The following is a 15074-nucleotide window of genomic DNA, read 5'->3' as shown; positions in this document are numbered from 1 at the left end:
GCGCCGGGACCGTCGAGCCCCGCTGTGCGGTACGGAGGACCGAGGTGGCCAAGCAGGCGAAGCGGACGTCGCGCGACATCCGCACCGCGAACCGCTACGAGGTGCTGCGTCAGATCATCGCCGCGTCCCCCACCTCACGACAGGAGTTGGCGGCGGCCACCGGGCTGAGCCTGGCCACGGTCGCCACGCTCGTCGGTGAACTGCTCGACCTCGGCATGCTGACCGAGGTCGGGTTCGAGGACTCCGCGGGGGGCCGCCCCCGGGGACTCGTGGCCGTCAACGCGTCGGGGGGCGCGTTGATCGGCGTCGACATCGCGGAGACGTACGTCCGCGTGGAGCTGTTCGACCTCGCGCTGAACGTGCTCGCCCGCGCCGCCGAGGACATGCGCCCCGGTGAGAGCCGCCCGGAGCAGGTCGTCGGACATGTCGCCGCGGCCGTCGGCTCGGTGGTCGCGCAGGCCGGGGTCGAGGGCGCGCGCGTCCTGGGCGTCGGGGTCAGCGTGCCGGGCCAGGTGGACCGCGACACCGGCATCTCCGAGTACGCGCCGAACTGGGACTGGCACGACGTGCCGCTGCTCGACCTGCTGGCCGAGCACATCGCCTACCCCCTCCACCTCGACAACCCGCTGCGCGCCTGCGCGATCGCCGAGCTGTGGTTCGGCGCGGCCCGCGGTCGCGGGGACGCCGTCGTCGTCAACCTGGGCACGGGGGTCGGTGCCGGGCTCGCGCTCGGCGGCGGGCTGCACCGCGGGGTGAGCAACAGCGCGGGCGAGTGGGGCCATACGACGCTGGTCCTCGACGGGCGGCCGTGCCACTGCGGCAACCACGGCTGCGTGGAGACGTACGTCGGGGCGCCCGGGATCATGCGGAACCTGCGGGAGTCGAGCCCGCGGAGCCCGCTGCTGCACCCCGACGACCAGACCGCCACCATCGACGCCCTGTCCCGCGGGGTCGCCGCCGGCGACCCGGTAGCGCTCCAGGTCGTCCGGGACACCGCCCGCTATCTCGGCGCGAGCATCGCGGACCTGATCAACCTCCTCAACCCCGAAGTCGTCGTGCTCAGCAGCTGGGTGGCCGCCGCACTCGGCGAACCGCTGCTGCGCGAGGTGCGCGAGGCCGTCGCCCGGCACGCGCTGCGGCGACCGCTGGCCGCCACCGAGATCGTCCTCTCCCCCATCCCCACCGACCCGGTCTGCCTGGGCGCCGCGACCTTCGCCCTGGAGGGCGCCCTGAACCCGGTGGGCCAGAAGCCCGCCGGCGGCAGGGCCGTCCCGCGCCGCACCGCTCTCTAGGAGGCGGTGGGCCGCCGGACCGGCGGTCCGCCAACTCGCCCTGCCGACACCCCTGTTCGATCCACCGAACCGCAGACAACGCTTCGAACAGACTTCGTCCAACCCCTTGCCGAAGCCTTAACAGAAGGTTAGCGTCCCGCACCGCACAGCGATTTCGAGCCGCAGCCGTACAAGAGACAAGGACGTCACCATGTCGGCAATGAGCAGCAACTGGGACCGTCGATCCGTCCTGCGGGCCGCAGCGGGGCTGGCCGCGCTGGGGCCGCTGGCCGCGTGTGGAAGCAACAACGGGCGTTCCGGGGGCGGGAGTTCGGGCAAGTCCATCAAGCAGTACTTCCACGCGTACGGGGAGGCCGGCGTCGAGGACGCCCTCAAGCGGTACGCGAAGGCCTACGACAAGGCCGCGGTGAACACGCAGTGGATCACCAGCGCGGACTACGAGAGCAAGCTCTTCTCCGCACTGCTCACCGACAACGCCCCCGACGTGTTCGAGTTCCACCCGCAGATCCAGCTCATCAAGAGCGGTCAGGTGGCGGACCTGAGCGACATCATCGATCCGGTCAAGTCCGACTTCAACCCGGCCGACATCGCCTCGCACACGGTGGACGGGAAGATATACGGCGTCCGGATGATCGACGACCCGCAGTTCTTCTTCTACCGCAAGTCCGTGCTGGAGAAGGCGAAGATCCAGCCGCCGACCACCCTCGACGAGTTGATCGAGGCCGCGGCGAAGCTCACCACCGGCAAGGTCAAGGGCCTGTTCATCGGCAACGACCTGCACGCCGTCATCAACCCGCTGATCTGGTCGTCCGGCGCCGACACCCTCGACGCGAAGAACCAGATCGCATACCACACGGAGGGCGTCAAGGAGGGCATCAAGAAGATGCGCCAGCTGTTCACCAGCGGCCACCTTCTCCTCGACGCCCCGACCGACTACTGGGACCCCTCCGCGATCGTGCAGGGTCTGACCCCTATCCAGTTCTGCGGTATGTGGGCCATGCCGGTCATGCAGAAGGCACTCGGCGACGACCTCGGGATCTTCCCCTTCCCGAAGGTCACCGACTCCGGCAAGCAGTCGGTCGTCAACGGCGGCTGGTCGATGTTCGTCAACGCCAAGGGCAAGAACGCCGATCTGGCCAAGGAGTACGTGAAGTGGCTGTGGATCGACCAGAAGAAGTACCAGGAGGACTTCGCGCTGTCGTACGGCTTCCACATCCCGCCGCGCGCCTCGATCGCCGCGTCCGCCACCAAGCTCAAGACGGGCCTGCCCGCCGAGGGCGTCAAGCTCTTCAACGACTTCGGACACTTCGACAACATCGGCTGGACCCAGGCCATGATCACCGCGCTGGAGGACGTCTTCGCCAACTGCGTCCGCAAGAACGGTGACCCGGAGGCCGAGCTCTCCAAGGCCGACACCACCGTCAACCGCGAGCTCAAGAAGCTCTTCGGATAGGCCGGGGCGGAGACAGACGGACGGGTAGCGACATGTCGACCACCACCACGCGCGGTGTCGCGCACCCCGCCTCGGCCAAGGCCTCACCGGCCAGGCCGCGGCGGGGGCTGCGGGGCAGCAGCACCTTCAACTTCTGGCTCTTCACGAGCCCTTTCCTCATCGGCCTGACGGTCTTCGTCTATGTGCCGATCGGCTGGAGCCTCTGGCTGAGCTTCTTCGAGGCGCGCTTCACGGTGACGCCGAGCAAGTTCGTCGGCTTCGACAACTACTGGCAGATGCTGCAGGACAGCAAATTCACCGGTTCGCTCGTCACCTTCACCGTGTTCGCCGTCTTCATCGTGCCCGCCACCTGGGCGCTGTCGCTGGGTCTCGCCCTGCTGGTGAACCGGCTGCGCTTCATGAAGGCGTTCTTCCGGTCCGTCTTCTTCCTGCCGACCGCGTGCAGTTATGTCGCCGCCGCGCTGATCTGGAAGATGTCGATGTTCAGCGGGGTCCGCTTCGGCCTGATGAACACGATCCTCGGCTGGTTCGGCGTCGAGAACATCGCCTGGCTCGCCAACCCCGATCCGCCCTGGTACTGGCTGGTCATCGTGACGCTGCGACTGTGGCTGCAGGCCGGTTTCTACATGATCCTGTTCCTCGCGGCGCTGCAGAACATCCCGCCCGAGCTGTACGAGGCCGCCGCCATCGACGGCGCCAAGCCCGGCTGGCAGACCTTCCGCTACATCACCCTGCCGCAGCTGCGGGCCACCTCGACCGCGGTGATCCTGCTGCTGGTCATCGCCGCTTACCAGGCCTTCGACGAGTTCTTCAACCTGCTGGCGAAGACGACCTGGGGCCGGCCACCGCTCGTCGAGCTGTACTACACCGCACTGGGCGAGAGCCAGGACTACGGCGAGGGCAGTGCGGGCGCGGTGATCCTCACCCTGCTGATCCTCATCGTGACACTGGCGCAGGGCAAGTTCCTGGGCTTCGGAAGGGGTGACGACAAGTGACCGCGACCGTGCCTCCAGTCACTCCGGTCGACAAGCCACGCCGTGTCAAGCGCGGCAGCGTCATCGGCAACACCGGCCTGTACGTCTCCATCGGCGTCGCCGCCCTGCTCTTCCTGGTCCCCTTCTATCTGATCGCCCGCAACGCGCTGTCGACGGACCCCGAAATCACTGGCGAGAACTGGAAGTTCTTCCCCACGAACCCCCAGTGGAGCAACCTCACCGAGCTGTTCCACGACACGACGGTCGACTTCGGCCGCTCCCTGCTGAACTCCGCGGTCGTCGCCGTCCTGATCACGGTGGGCACCCTCCTGGTCTGCTCGCTCGCCGGCTACGGCCTGGCCCGCATCCCGTACAAGCACGCGAACAAGATCTTCTACATGGTCCTGGGGACCCTGATGGTGCCGCCCGCCGTCACCTTCGTGCCGAGCTTCGTGCTGGTCTCCTCGCTGGGCTGGGTGGACAGTTATCGGGGCCTCGTCATTCCGGTGCTCTTCAGTGGTTTCGCCTGCTTCCTCTTCCGGCAGTACTTCCTGGGGTTCCCCAAGGAGCTGGAGGAGGCGGCGCGCGTGGACGGGCTCGGCTACTGGGGCGCGTACTGGCGCATCGTCGTACCGAACTCCCTGAACTTCTTCGCCGCGATCGCGACCATCACCTTCATCAGCGGCTGGAACGCCTTCCTGTGGCCGCTGGTCATCGGCCAGGACCCGAGCGCCTGGACGGTGCAGATCGCGCTCTCCTCGTACATGACCAACCAGACCGTCAACTACCACCTGATCTTCATGGCCACCGCCATTTCCATCCTGCCCCTGGTGTTCGTGTTCCTCTTCCTCCAGCGCTGGCTGGTGCAGGGGGTCGCGCAGACCGGCATCAAGGGCTGATCGACAAGCTCGACGGGCACCAAGGGACGATCTAGGAGACCGATGTCTTTCCGCACGACTTCCGCCATTGACTACGTCGAGGACGTCTCGCCGGGCAGTGGGGCGCTCCCGCCACGCGCCCGGTACGCGTCCTCGGACGCGCGGTCCTTGTCACTGAACGGCAGTTGGCGCTTCCGTCTGTCCCCCACCGCCGACGCCGAGGACGACTCGTTCGCGGCGCAGGGGTTCGACGCCGGGGACTGGGCCGAGGTGTCCGTCCCCGGCCACTGGGTCCTCCAGGGGCACGGCTCACCGATCTACACCAACCACCTCTACCCGTTCCCGGTCGACCCGCCGCGCGTGCCGACCGGGAACCCGACCGGCGATCATCTGCGCACCTTCGACCTGCCGTCCGACTGGCCCTCGGACGGCGGGGCGGTGCTGCGCTTCGACGGGGTCGAGTCCTGTGCCCGGGTCTGGCTGAACGGCACGGACATCGGAGAGTTCAAGGGCTCGCGGCTGCCGCACGAGTTCGCGGTCGGCCATCTGCTCAAGCCGGGCGGCAATGTGCTGGCGGTCCGTGTCCACCAGTGGTCGGCGGGCTCGTACCTGGAGGACCAGGACCAGTGGTGGCTGCCGGGCATCTTCCGGGACGTCACGCTCCTGCACCGCCCGGCGGGCGGCGTCCTCGACTTCTTCGTGCACGCCTCCTACGACCATGTCGAAGGCCTCGGGACCCTGCGCGTCGACTCCGATGTCGACGGCCGGGTCACCGTGCCCGGCCTCGACATCGATGTCGCGACCGGCGAGTCGGTCACCGTCCCGGTGCGGCCGTGGACGGCCGAGACACCCCAGCTGTACGACGGTGTGCTCGCGACCGAGGGCGAGCGCGTCCCGCTGCGCGTCGGCTTCCGCACGGTCGTCCTGGCGGACGGCCTGATCAAGGTCAACGGCACACCGCTCCTCTTCAAGGGCGTCAACCGGCACGAGTGGCACCCGGAGCGGGGCCGCGCCCTCGACCTGGAGACCATGCGCGAGGACGTGCTGCTGATGAAACGGCACAACATCAACGCGGTGCGCACCTCGCACTACCCGCCGCACCCCGCCTTCCTCGACCTGTGCGACGAGTACGGCCTGTGGGTCGTCGACGAGTGCGACCTCGAGACGCACGGATTCACGGAGCAGGCCTGGCGCGACAATCCCGTCGACGACGACCGCTGGACCCCGGCCCTGCTCGACCGCGCGGCCCGCATGGTCGAGCGCGACAAGAACCACCCCTCCGTCGTCATCTGGTCCCTCGGCAACGAGGCCGGCACCGGGCGCGGGCTGACCGCGATGGCCGAGTGGATCCGTGGCCGGGACGGCTCACGCCTCATCCACTACGAGGGTGACATCGACTGCCGTGACACGGACGTCTACTCGCGGATGTACGCCGACCACGCCGAGGTCGACAGGATAGGCCGCGGCCTTGACGGCGGCACCCGCAAGCGCCGCGGACTCCCCTTCATCCTCTGCGAGTACGGGCACGCGATGGGCAACGGTCCCGGCGGGCTCGCGGACTACCAGCACCTCTTCGAGTCGTACGGCCGCATCCAGGGCGGCTTCATCTGGGAGTGGATCGACCACGGCATCAAGGACGAGCGGTTCGGGTTCGCGTACGGCGGCGACTTCGGCGAGGAGCTGCACGACGGGAACTTCGTCTGCGACGGGCTGCTCTTCCCCGACCGGACCCCGTCCCCGGGCCTCGTCGAGTACAAGAAGGTGATCGAGCCGGTCCGGATCGTCGGCGACAGGGCGGACGGGACCGTACGGGTCACCAACGCGTACGACTTCGCGGATCTCTCCGCGCTCACCTTCGAGTGGTCCTACCAGGTCGACGGCGAGACCGTCGAGGCGGGCGTCCTGCCGGTGCCGGAGCTCGCCCCGGGCGAGTCCGCGGACGTGAAGCTGCCGGACCCGCCGGCCGACCCACGGGGCGGGGAGACCCAGTGGACGGTACGGGCGACGCTCGCGGCCGACACCGCGTGGGGGCCGAAGGGCCACCTGGTGGCCTGGGCCCAGTTCCCTCTCTCGCCGCGGCCGTTGACCGTCGTGGCGCAGAGCGACGGACCGGTCCTCGGCAAGGGGCAGATCACCCTGGGCCCGGCGGCCTTCGACGCCCGTACCGGCGCGCTGCGGTCCATCGGCGGGATCGACGTCAGGGGACTGCGACTCGACGTGTGGCGTGCGCCGACCGACAACGACAACGGGGCGGCCTGGCAGCCGGATCTGCGCTACGGCCCGCTCTGGCGGGAACTGGGCCTGCACCGGATGCAACACCGGCTCGAATCGGTGGAGTTGGGCGACGACGCGCTGACCGTACGGACCCGGGTGGCGCCCGCCGCCCGCGAGGTGGCCCTGCGCACGGTCTACCGGTGGACGTCCGACGGAACGCGGCTGCGGCTGACCGTGTCCGTGGCGCCCGAGGGCGACTGGAGGCTGCCGCTGCCCCGGCTCGGGATCCGGCTGGGGCTCGCGGGCTCGGTGCACGGGGCGAGGTGGTTCGGCGGCGGTCCCGGCGAGGCCTACCCGGACACCAAGTCAGCCTCAATGGTGGGTCGTTGGGAGTCGACCATCGACGCACTCCAGACGCCGTACGTCCGTCCGCAGGAGAACGGCGCTCGGGCCGACGTCCGCTGGGTGGAGATCGGTGGGCTTCGGATCGAGGGCGAGCCGGAGTTCTGGTTCACCGCGCGCCGCTGGACGTCGGAGCAGCTCGACGCGGCCGAGCATCAGACCGATCTGAAGGCCGGTGACACGGTCTGGGTCAATCTCGACCACGGGCAGCAGGGCATCGGCTCGCAGTCGTGCGGTCCGGGCGCGCTTCCGCAGTACCAACTGCGGCCCAAGCCCGCCGAATTCACGCTGCTCTTCTCGGAGATCCATGGCTGACGCCCTCACGAGGACCGCGGCCGGCCGGCTCTTCAGCCGACCGGCCGCGGTCGCGTCGTGTATCGGATTCGTCCTCATCGGCATGCTGCAGGCGCTCTACGGCCCGGCGGTCCCGGGCCTGCGCGCGCAGTACGGCCTCTCCCCCTCGGCGGCGGGCCTCGGCCTGAGCCTGCACTTCACCGGTGGCGTCGTGGGCGTCCTCGCCTTCAACACCATCCATTCCAAGATCTCCAACAGGGCGCTCCTGGCGGCGAGTTACGCGCTGATGGCGGCGGGCGGCGCGGGCTTCGCGCTCGCCGCGAACTGGCCGCTCGCACTCGCCGCCGCCTTCCTCGGCGGCCTCGGCTTCGGGGGGATCGACTACGGCCTCAACCAGCTGTTCGCGGTCGGCTTCGGCGACCGTTCGACGGCCATGCTGAACGTCCTCAACGCGCACTTCGGCATCGGCGCGGTCCTCGGCCCGGCGCTGGTCGCGTGGCTGGGGCCCGGCGACTACCCGTACGCCTTCGGTGCGTGCGCGATGCTCGCGGGGGCGCTGATCCTGTGCACGGGAGGGGTCCGCAGCAAGGCGCCGCCCGTCTCCCCGGCCGAGCGGCCCGCCGCTTCCGGTGGCCTGCTCTCCCGCGTCCTGGTGGGCTTCCTGCTCCTCTACATCCTGAACGTCGGTGTCGAGGCGGGCGTCGGCGGCTGGGAACCCACCCACCTGGAGACCGTCGGTTACAGCGCGACGGTCGCCGCCTCCGCCACCTCCGTCTACTGGCTGATGATGACCGCGGGCCGCTTCCTCGTCGTCCCGGTCACCCTGCGGTACGCGCCCGAGCGCATCCTCGCGGTCTGCGCGGCCGGGATGACCATGTGTCTGCTGCTGGCGCTGATCCCCGGGGCGGCGCCGGTGGCGTACGCCGGTGTGGGTCTGTTCATCGCGCCCGTCTTCCCGACCGGGCTGCCGTGGCTCAACAGGGCCCTCCCGCGGGCGAAGAGGGCCGGGGCCTGGGTGATCGCGGCGTCCATGATCGGCGGGGTGGCGGCGCCTCCGCTCCTCGGCGTGGGCATCGAGGCGTCGGGGATCCACGCCGTCCCCTGGCTGCTGACCGCCCTGTCCGCGGCCTCGCTCGTGGCCACCCTGTGGCTGATCGCACTGACCCGGAAGGCGTCCGCATGAGCGGCAGCATCCAGGTCCGGGGGCTGTCCCGGACCTTTCACACCACCGTGCGCCGCCCGGGCTTCTCGGGCGCGCTCAAGTCCCTCGTCAAGCCCGAGCGGGTCGCGAAGGAGGCCGTCTGCGACGTCACCTTCGAGGTGGCGCCCGGCGAACTGCTCGCGCTGCTCGGCCCGAACGGCGCCGGCAAGTCCACCACCATCAAGATGCTCACCGGCATCCTCACCCCGACCTCCGGCGAGGCGCGCGTCGCGGGCGTCGTCCCGTACCGGGAGCGCGAGCGCAACGCACGCAACATCGGGGCGGTGTTCGGGCAGCGCACCCAGCTGTGGTGGGACCTGCCGGTGCGTGAGTCCTTCGCGATCCTGCGGGACATCTACGGGGTGCCGGAGCGTGAACACCGCGTCCGCCTCCGCGAGTTCGACGAGCTGCTCGCCCTCTCCTCCTTCTGGGACACCCGCGTGCGCCATCTCTCCCTCGGCCAGCGGGTGCGCTGCGACCTCGCCGCCGCGCTGCTGCACGACCCGCCCGTGGTGTTCCTCGACGAACCCACCATCGGCATGGACGTGGTGGTCAAGGAACAGGTGCGCGGCTTCCTCAAGCACCAGGTGGAGGAGCGCGGCCGGACCGTGCTGCTGACCACGCACGACATGACGGAGGTCGAGCGGCTCGCCGAGCGGGTCGTGCTCATCAACCACGGGCGACTCGTCCTCGACGGCACCCTGGACGAGATCAGGCGCAGGTTCGGCTCGACCTGGCAGGTGCGGGCCACGCTCGCCGATCCACAGGCGGCGATCGCCCCGCCGCCGGGCATCGCACTGCTGCGACGCGAGGGCCCCCAGGTGGTGTTCGGACCGGACGGGCCCGGCGCCCCGACGGTCCACCAGGCGCTCAAGCAGGTCGTCGAGCGGTACGAGGTGACCGACCTCGCGATCGACGAGGCGGACCTGGAGGACGTGATGCGGGCGGCGTACGTCCAGGCGGAGGCCGCGTGAGCGCGACCGTCCCCGGCGGCTGGCGGGCCGCCCGGGTCACCCCGCTCGGCGAGCTGCACACCCCGCCCCGGATGACCGCCGCGCTGCTGCGCCTCGTCGTGCAGGTGGTGCTGGTGGCCTCGCTGTGGCGCGGCCTGTACGCGACGACCGGCACCACCGCGGGCCTCACCCGCGACCAGGCCGTCACCTACGCCGTGCTCGCGGTACTGGCCACCAGGATCAGGGCGTTGGACCAGTACTCGGGCCGGGACACCGTCCAGCAGCACATGCACTTCGGCACCATCGTGTACTGGTATCTGCGCCCGCTGCCCCCGCAGCGCTACTACGCGTTGCGGGCGCTCGGCGAGCAACTCTACGGATTCCTCTGGGCGTCGACCGGATACGCGGTGTGTCTGGCCGTCGGGTTCGTCCAGCCGCCCGGATCGACCGCCGTGGCGACGGTGTTCGGGCTGAGTGTGCTGCTCGGCCAGTGGGTCCTGTACTACGTGATGCTGGTGATCGACCAGCTGTGCTTCTGGACGCTCCGCAACGGCGCCGCGATCCTGATCCTGGTCTTCGCGCAGAACATGCTGTCCGGGGTGTACGCGCCGCTGTGGTTCTTCCCCGACTGGTTCATCACGCTCAGCCGCTTCCTCCCTTTCCAGGCGACGCTGAGTGTGCCGCTGTCGCTGTACGTCGGCCGGATCCCGGTGTCGCAGGCGGCTCCTCAACTCGCCCTGCAGGCCGCGTGGGTGGTGGCCCTCGCCCTGTTCACCCGGCTGCTGTGGCGCCGGGCCGCCCGGCGCGTGATCTCGCAGGGAGGCTGAGCATGACGGACGGACCGAACATGACGCACGGGCCGAACACGACGGACGATCTCAGCACGACGGACAGGCTCGGCACCTCACTGAAGTCCCTGCGGATCGTGTGGCGCATCACGCGTCTCAACTTCCGCGCGCAGCTGGAGTACCGCTCCGAGTTCCTGCTGATGATCGCGATCGGCGCGATCTGGCAGGTGTCGGTGATCGTGTTCGCGACGGTGCTGCTCACCCGGTTCACCGGGATGGGCGGCTGGGCGAGCCAGGACGTGCTGCTGATCGCGGCGACGCGGATGCTGGCGCACGGTCTGTTCGTGCTCTTCCTGGGCCGGGTGCACGGACTGGCCCGGCACATCCAGGAGGGTGTGATCGACACGTATCTGGTCCGCCCGATGCCGGTCCACCGGCAGCTCCAGCTCTCCGTCTTCCCCACGAACGCGATCGGCGACCTCACGGTGGCGACCGGGCTGATGGTGGGCGCGCTGACCCGCAGCCAGCTGGACTGGAACGCGGCCCGGATCTCGTACCTCGTCGTCTGTGTGCTGGGCGGGATGCTCCTGGAGGCGGCCCTGTTCACCGCGGTGGCCTGCGCCTCGCTGCGCTTCCCGGCCGCCGACTACTGGGGACGCTGGCTGGAGGAACTGCTCGGCACGTTCGGCAGCTATCCGCTCAACGTGCTGCCGCGCGCGGTCGGCGGTTTCCTCACCTTCGGGCTGCCGCTGGCCTTCGTCGCCTACTTCCCGGCCGCCGTGCTGACCGGACACGGCGGCGACTCGGGGGTGCCGTACTGGCCGGCGGCGGCCTCACCGCTGGTGGGGCTGCTCGCCTATCTGGGCGCGCGGCTGCTGTGGCGCTGGAGCCTCGACCACTATTACGGGGTCAACGGCTGACGACCGGTGCGCCGGTCCCGTCCGTACGGGGCCGGCGCACCGGGGTGAGCAGGGCCAGTAAGGCGACGAGCACGCAGCAGGCGCCCGCGACCACGCCCACCGCCGCCGTGCCGTGGCGCCCCGCGGCCCAGGTGAGGACGGCCGCGCCGGCCGGGGCCGCCGAGTAGTGCAACGTCCAGAACGCCGAGGTGACCCGTCCGAGCAGATGCTCCGGAGTCACCTCCTGCCGCAGCGACATGGAGCACGTGCCCGCCACGCTCCCGAAGCCCAGGAAGACCGCGGTCAGGGCGGCGACGGCCGGCACGCTGCGAGCCCAGCCCAGACCCGCCAGCGCGCATCCGCACACCGCCACCGAACCGATCCAGGTCGGGCCGAAGCCCAGGCGTCGGCGCACCCGGGCCACCAGGAGCGCCCCGGCGATCGTGCCGAGCGCGCCGACCGCGAACACGGTGCCGACCGCGGCGTCGTCGCGGCCGAGATCGTGCTTGAGGTGGTAGATCAGCAGGTCGTTCAGGCCGAGTGTCAGGAAACTGAAGAAGGACAGCAGGACGGTCAGCACGCGCAGCACCGGATGCCGGACCAGGAAGGACACCCCGGCGAGCAGGTCCGTCCACAGCCGCCGGACCGCTCCCGTTCCGGCCGCGGGTCCCGGTGCGGGGCGTGTGGTGCCCTTGAACCGTACGAAGCCGACGCAGGCGGCCGACACGCCGAAGCTCGCCGCGTCCACGCCGACGGCGGCGGCCGGCCCGAGCCACGCCGCCACCAGCCCCGCGCACACCGGACCGGCCACCCCGGCCGCCGCCGCGGTCGCGTTCAGCCTGCCGTTGGCCTCCGTGATCCGCTCGACGCCGACGAGGTTGCGGACGACGGTGACGTAGGCGACGGAGAACAGCATGCCGACGGCCTCGCACAGCGGCAGGACCACGTAGAGCAGCCAGATCCGCGGTCCGAAGACCCAGACCAGCGGAATCACCGCGTACAGCGCCATACGGACCAGATCGCAGGTCACCAGCAGCTTCCTGCGGTCCACCCGGTCGACGACGACCCCGGCGAAGACCCCGGCCGCGACCGAGGCCGCCCCGCCGACGGCCGTCAACAGGCCCATCCGCGCGACGGAGCCGGTCGCGTGCAGCACGAGCAGCGGCAGGGCGATCAGCGCGAAGGAGTCCCCGAGGACCGAAAGGGTCTGCGCGACCCAGAAGACACCGAAGTCACGGTCCCGCCGCAGCGGTTGTGGGGTGCCTTCGTCAACAGTGCCTGTTGCGGCCTGCTCCGAAGGCCTGGCCTCTCTCCCACGCCGCGCCCCGTACGTCACCGTGTCGGCCCCCGTCACCCGATCCATTCGTCGACCAGCCTAGACGGGACGGGTGCGCGGATGCACACGTGACGGAATCTGCACAGCGAATGCGCAACTGCGTCATGGGTGCGTTCTGTTGGTACGGAGTTGTCCTGGTCGGAGCCGCCGTGGCAATAGCTGTCGGATTCCGGTGCGGGGTTACATGTAGAGAAGCTGTCCTCAATCCGTGTGCACGCGTGCATGGATGAGTGGCGGAATGTTGCAACTGCCGTGCTGGGAGCTGCGAACGATTGGATGCCGGGCACCCTCCGTGATTTGATCCTTCGCGCCGAAGGGTTCGCGCCAAGACGTCCGGAAACGGATGGCGCGCGCCTGCGGTCGCGGCCCACCGGCTATCCCCAGCCTGGCCGCTCCCCCTTGTGGAACATCCATACGAAGGGCAGTTTCCTCATGAACTCCGCTCCCCAGGTTCAGACCATTGAAATCTCTGACGCCGAGCTCGACGCCGTCTCCGGTGGCCTGAGCCCGCAGGTCGGCATCGCCGCCGGCCCCACGGCGATCGGTAGCTCGGACCTCGTGGGTCAGTTCGGCGCGGTCAAGGACGAGGTCCTGGACACCGTCGGCCAGTACCACCAGGTCGGCCTGACCGCCTCCTTCTGATCGTCCGGTCGCGGGACTTCCTCATCGCGGGATCGCTGACACCGGCAGCCTGACCGCCGATCGACGTCCCCAGCGACAAGCCCCCTGCCCGCAGGTCTGCGCCGGTAGGGGGCTTGATCGTTGGGGGTTGCTTCTTCTTGCCCTGAGCCTTGTCGGGGATCTTGGTGAGCTGAGCTTTCCCGAGCGAAGTACGTCCAGCGGCGGTCTGCTTCTGTTCTTTTCCTGCCCGCACCAACGCGATGGCGCGGGCGCGGAACTCAGCGGGGTAGGCGCGGGGCGTGTCCGGCAGCCTTTCGTGAAGGCCGTCAGTTAGCCAGCAGAACTGGAACCTGAGAGGTGGGGCAGGTCAAGATGTCGCCCGATCGTGCAGCAGACCCGGATGCGCCGCGCGGACATCGACGACGGGACAAAGCCCGGAACGACCAGCCAGGACAACGCGGAACTACGGGAAGCGCGTCGGCGGATCAAGCTGCTGGAGCAGGAGAACGAGGTCCTGCGCCGGGCCGCGGCCTACCTGTCGCAGGCGCATCTGCCGGGAAAGGGATCTACCCGCTCGTGAAGGAGCTGGCCGCCGGCGGAGTTCCGGTCACGGTCACGTGCAGGGTCCTGAAGCTCGCCAGACAGCCCTACTACCGCTGGCTCGACCGGCCGGTGACCACTGCCGTGCTGGAGGAGGCTTACCGCGCGAACGCATTGTTCGACGCCCATCGTCAGGATCCGGAGTTCGGTTACCGCTTCCTTGCCGATGAAGCCCGTGACGCGGGGGCGGTCATGGCCGACCGGACCGCGTGGCGGATCTGCCGCGACAACAGCTGGTGGAGCATGTTCGGCAAGAAGCGCGGCAGTATCAAGAAGGCCGGCCCGCCGGTGCACGACGACCTCGTCTGCCGTGACTTCACCGCGACCGGCCCGAACCGGCTGTGGCTCACCGATATCGCCGAACACGCCACCAGCGAAGGCACGTTGTATCTGTGTGCGATCAAGGACGTCTTCAGCAAGAGGATCGTCGGCTACTCGATCGACACGCGGATGAAGTCCCGCCTGGCCGTCACAGCCCTGAACAACGCTGTTGCCCGGCGTGAACACGCCGCCGGGTGCATCCTGCACAGCGATCGACACCTTCACCACCACCGGCCTCACCGAACCCAGTGGCACCGCCACCACTGACCCCAGCGGCACCGACAGCACCGGCCTCACATTTACGGTCATCCCAGTCGGCCACCCCTCCCTGACCATCGCCAAGAGTCACGCGAACACCTTCACCCGGGGCGAGGACGGCGTCTACACCATCACTGTGGGTAACGTCACCGCGGCCGGCCCGACCCATGGCACCACGGTCACCGTCCACGGCATCCTCCCCACAGGTCTTCGGGCCGACAGGATCACCGGCAGGGGATGGCACTGCATTCTGGCCACCCTCACCTGTACCCGTCGCGACGTCTTGCCTGCCGGGCACAGCTACCCGCCCGTCACCCTGAAGGTCGACGTCTCCTGCAACGCCCGTGCACGGGTCACCAACACCGCCACCGTCACGGGAGGCGGTGACACCACCACTCACACCGCCACCGACACCACCACGATCGAGCACCACGAGCACCACGGGCACGACGGCGACGGGCACGACGGCCACGACGGGCGTCATGACCACTGCGATCGCCACGACCACTGACAACCCTCAGCCCGCGTGGGCGTAGCGGAAGGCGTGCGGGTCCATGAGTCACACTGCCTGGTCGGTAACGTCGCGGTCG

12 protein-coding genes and 1 pseudogene are annotated in these 15074 nt (G+C 69.5%); 12 read left to right on the top strand and 1 reads right to left on the bottom strand.

Translation table 11 applies throughout. The annotated features are described in order from the left end of the window. Positions 1–44 precede the first annotated feature (44 nt). The 9 genes from AAFF41_RS36085 (at position 45) to AAFF41_RS36045 (ending at position 11369) form a co-directional block, all read left to right on the top strand. Entirely contained in the window at positions 45–1292 is a 1248-nt protein-coding gene (locus AAFF41_RS36085) for an ROK family transcriptional regulator (RefSeq protein ID WP_319750959.1), read from the top strand. Between the two features lie 190 nt (positions 1293–1482). After that, complete coding sequence (locus tag AAFF41_RS36080; RefSeq protein WP_097286718.1) at positions 1483–2745, top strand: ABC transporter substrate-binding protein; 1263 nt, start codon at positions 1483–1485, stop codon at positions 2743–2745. 32 nt (positions 2746–2777) lie between these two features. Continuing rightward, on the top strand, positions 2778–3740 hold the full coding sequence (locus AAFF41_RS36075; RefSeq protein WP_319750960.1) for a carbohydrate ABC transporter permease: 963 nt from the start codon (positions 2778–2780) through the stop codon (positions 3738–3740). Continuing rightward, positions 3737–4618, top strand: a complete 882-nt coding sequence (locus AAFF41_RS36070; protein WP_319750961.1) for a carbohydrate ABC transporter permease — start codon at positions 3737–3739, stop codon at positions 4616–4618. Before AAFF41_RS36075 ends, AAFF41_RS36070 begins: the two co-directional genes overlap by 4 nt. Positions 4619–4660: 42 nt before the next feature. Then, on the top strand, positions 4661–7528 hold the full coding sequence (locus tag AAFF41_RS36065) for a glycoside hydrolase family 2 TIM barrel-domain containing protein (protein ID WP_343325258.1): 2868 nt from the start codon (positions 4661–4663) through the stop codon (positions 7526–7528). Beyond that, the gene (locus tag AAFF41_RS36060; RefSeq protein WP_343325257.1) at positions 7521–8690 is read left to right on the top strand and encodes an MFS transporter; all 1170 of its coding nucleotides are present in this window, start codon (positions 7521–7523) and stop codon (positions 8688–8690) included. The genes AAFF41_RS36065 and AAFF41_RS36060 overlap by 8 nt, the downstream gene beginning before the upstream one ends. Beyond that, the gene (locus tag AAFF41_RS36055; protein ID WP_319750964.1) at positions 8687–9682 is read left to right on the top strand and encodes an ABC transporter ATP-binding protein; all 996 of its coding nucleotides are present in this window, start codon (positions 8687–8689) and stop codon (positions 9680–9682) included. The genes AAFF41_RS36060 and AAFF41_RS36055 overlap by 4 nt, the downstream gene beginning before the upstream one ends. Before the next feature lie 71 nt (positions 9683–9753). Beyond that, entirely contained in the window at positions 9754–10488 is a 735-nt protein-coding gene (locus AAFF41_RS36050) for an ABC-2 family transporter protein (protein ID WP_319751043.1), read from the top strand. A 20-nt stretch (positions 10489–10508) separates the two neighbouring features. Then, the gene (locus AAFF41_RS36045; protein WP_388409247.1) at positions 10509–11369 is read left to right on the top strand and encodes an ABC transporter permease; all 861 of its coding nucleotides are present in this window, start codon (positions 10509–10511) and stop codon (positions 11367–11369) included. Here the strand turns inward: AAFF41_RS36045 and AAFF41_RS36040 are convergent. Next, a complete protein-coding gene (locus AAFF41_RS36040; RefSeq protein ID WP_319750965.1) occupies positions 11359–12711 on the bottom strand; it encodes an MFS transporter in 1353 nt (450 codons plus the stop codon). The genes AAFF41_RS36045 and AAFF41_RS36040 overlap by 11 nt on opposite strands. A gap of 405 nt (positions 12712–13116) precedes the next feature. On the opposite strand from AAFF41_RS36040, the gene AAFF41_RS36035 reads away from it, so the two are divergent. The 3 genes and pseudogenes from AAFF41_RS36035 (at position 13117) to AAFF41_RS36025 (ending at position 14995) form a co-directional block, all read left to right on the top strand. Continuing rightward, positions 13117–13326 carry a hypothetical protein gene (locus AAFF41_RS36035; protein WP_343326398.1) on the top strand — a complete coding sequence of 70 codons (210 nt, stop codon included), beginning with the start codon at positions 13117–13119 and terminating at the stop codon, positions 13324–13326. Positions 13327–13723: 397 nt separating this feature from the next. Next, positions 13724–14442, top strand: a pseudogene (locus AAFF41_RS36030) (DDE-type integrase/transposase/recombinase); the annotation flags it as partial. Beyond that, on the top strand, positions 14405–14995 hold the full coding sequence (locus AAFF41_RS36025; protein ID WP_319750967.1) for a hypothetical protein: 591 nt from the start codon (positions 14405–14407) through the stop codon (positions 14993–14995). The pseudogene AAFF41_RS36030 and the gene AAFF41_RS36025, both read left to right, overlap by 38 nt. Positions 14996–15074: the final 79 nt, after the last annotated feature.

This window comes from Streptomyces mirabilis, from assembly GCF_039503195.1.
Lineage (GTDB): Bacteria > Actinomycetota > Actinomycetes > Streptomycetales > Streptomycetaceae > Streptomyces > Streptomyces mirabilis_D.
The sequence above is the reverse complement of the archived record's forward strand: the minus strand, read 5'-3'. Positions and strand labels throughout refer to the sequence as shown.

What these genes read in the sequence shown, in the direction of transcription:
- AAFF41_RS36055 (WP_319750964.1), top strand. Translation starts at nt 8,687, where the DNA reads ATGAGCGGCAGCATCCAGGTCCGGGGGCTGTCCCGGACCTTTCACACC.
- AAFF41_RS36050 (WP_319751043.1), top strand. Translation starts at nt 9,754, where the DNA reads ATGACCGCCGCGCTGCTGCGCCTCGTCGTGCAGGTGGTGCTGGTGGCC.
- AAFF41_RS36075 (WP_319750960.1), top strand. Translation starts at nt 2,778, where the DNA reads ATGTCGACCACCACCACGCGCGGTGTCGCGCACCCCGCCTCGGCCAAG.
- AAFF41_RS36065 (WP_343325258.1), top strand. Translation starts at nt 4,661, where the DNA reads ATGTCTTTCCGCACGACTTCCGCCATTGACTACGTCGAGGACGTCTCG.
- AAFF41_RS36045 (WP_388409247.1), top strand. Translation starts at nt 10,509, where the DNA reads ATGACGCACGGGCCGAACACGACGGACGATCTCAGCACGACGGACAGG.
- AAFF41_RS36080 (WP_097286718.1), top strand. Translation starts at nt 1,483, where the DNA reads ATGTCGGCAATGAGCAGCAACTGGGACCGTCGATCCGTCCTGCGGGCC.
- AAFF41_RS36060 (WP_343325257.1), top strand. Translation starts at nt 7,521, where the DNA reads ATGGCTGACGCCCTCACGAGGACCGCGGCCGGCCGGCTCTTCAGCCGA.
- AAFF41_RS36035 (WP_343326398.1), top strand. Translation starts at nt 13,117, where the DNA reads ATGAACTCCGCTCCCCAGGTTCAGACCATTGAAATCTCTGACGCCGAG.
- AAFF41_RS36040 (WP_319750965.1), bottom strand. Translation starts at nt 12,711, where the DNA reads ATGGATCGGGTGACGGGGGCCGACACGGTGACGTACGGGGCGCGGCGT.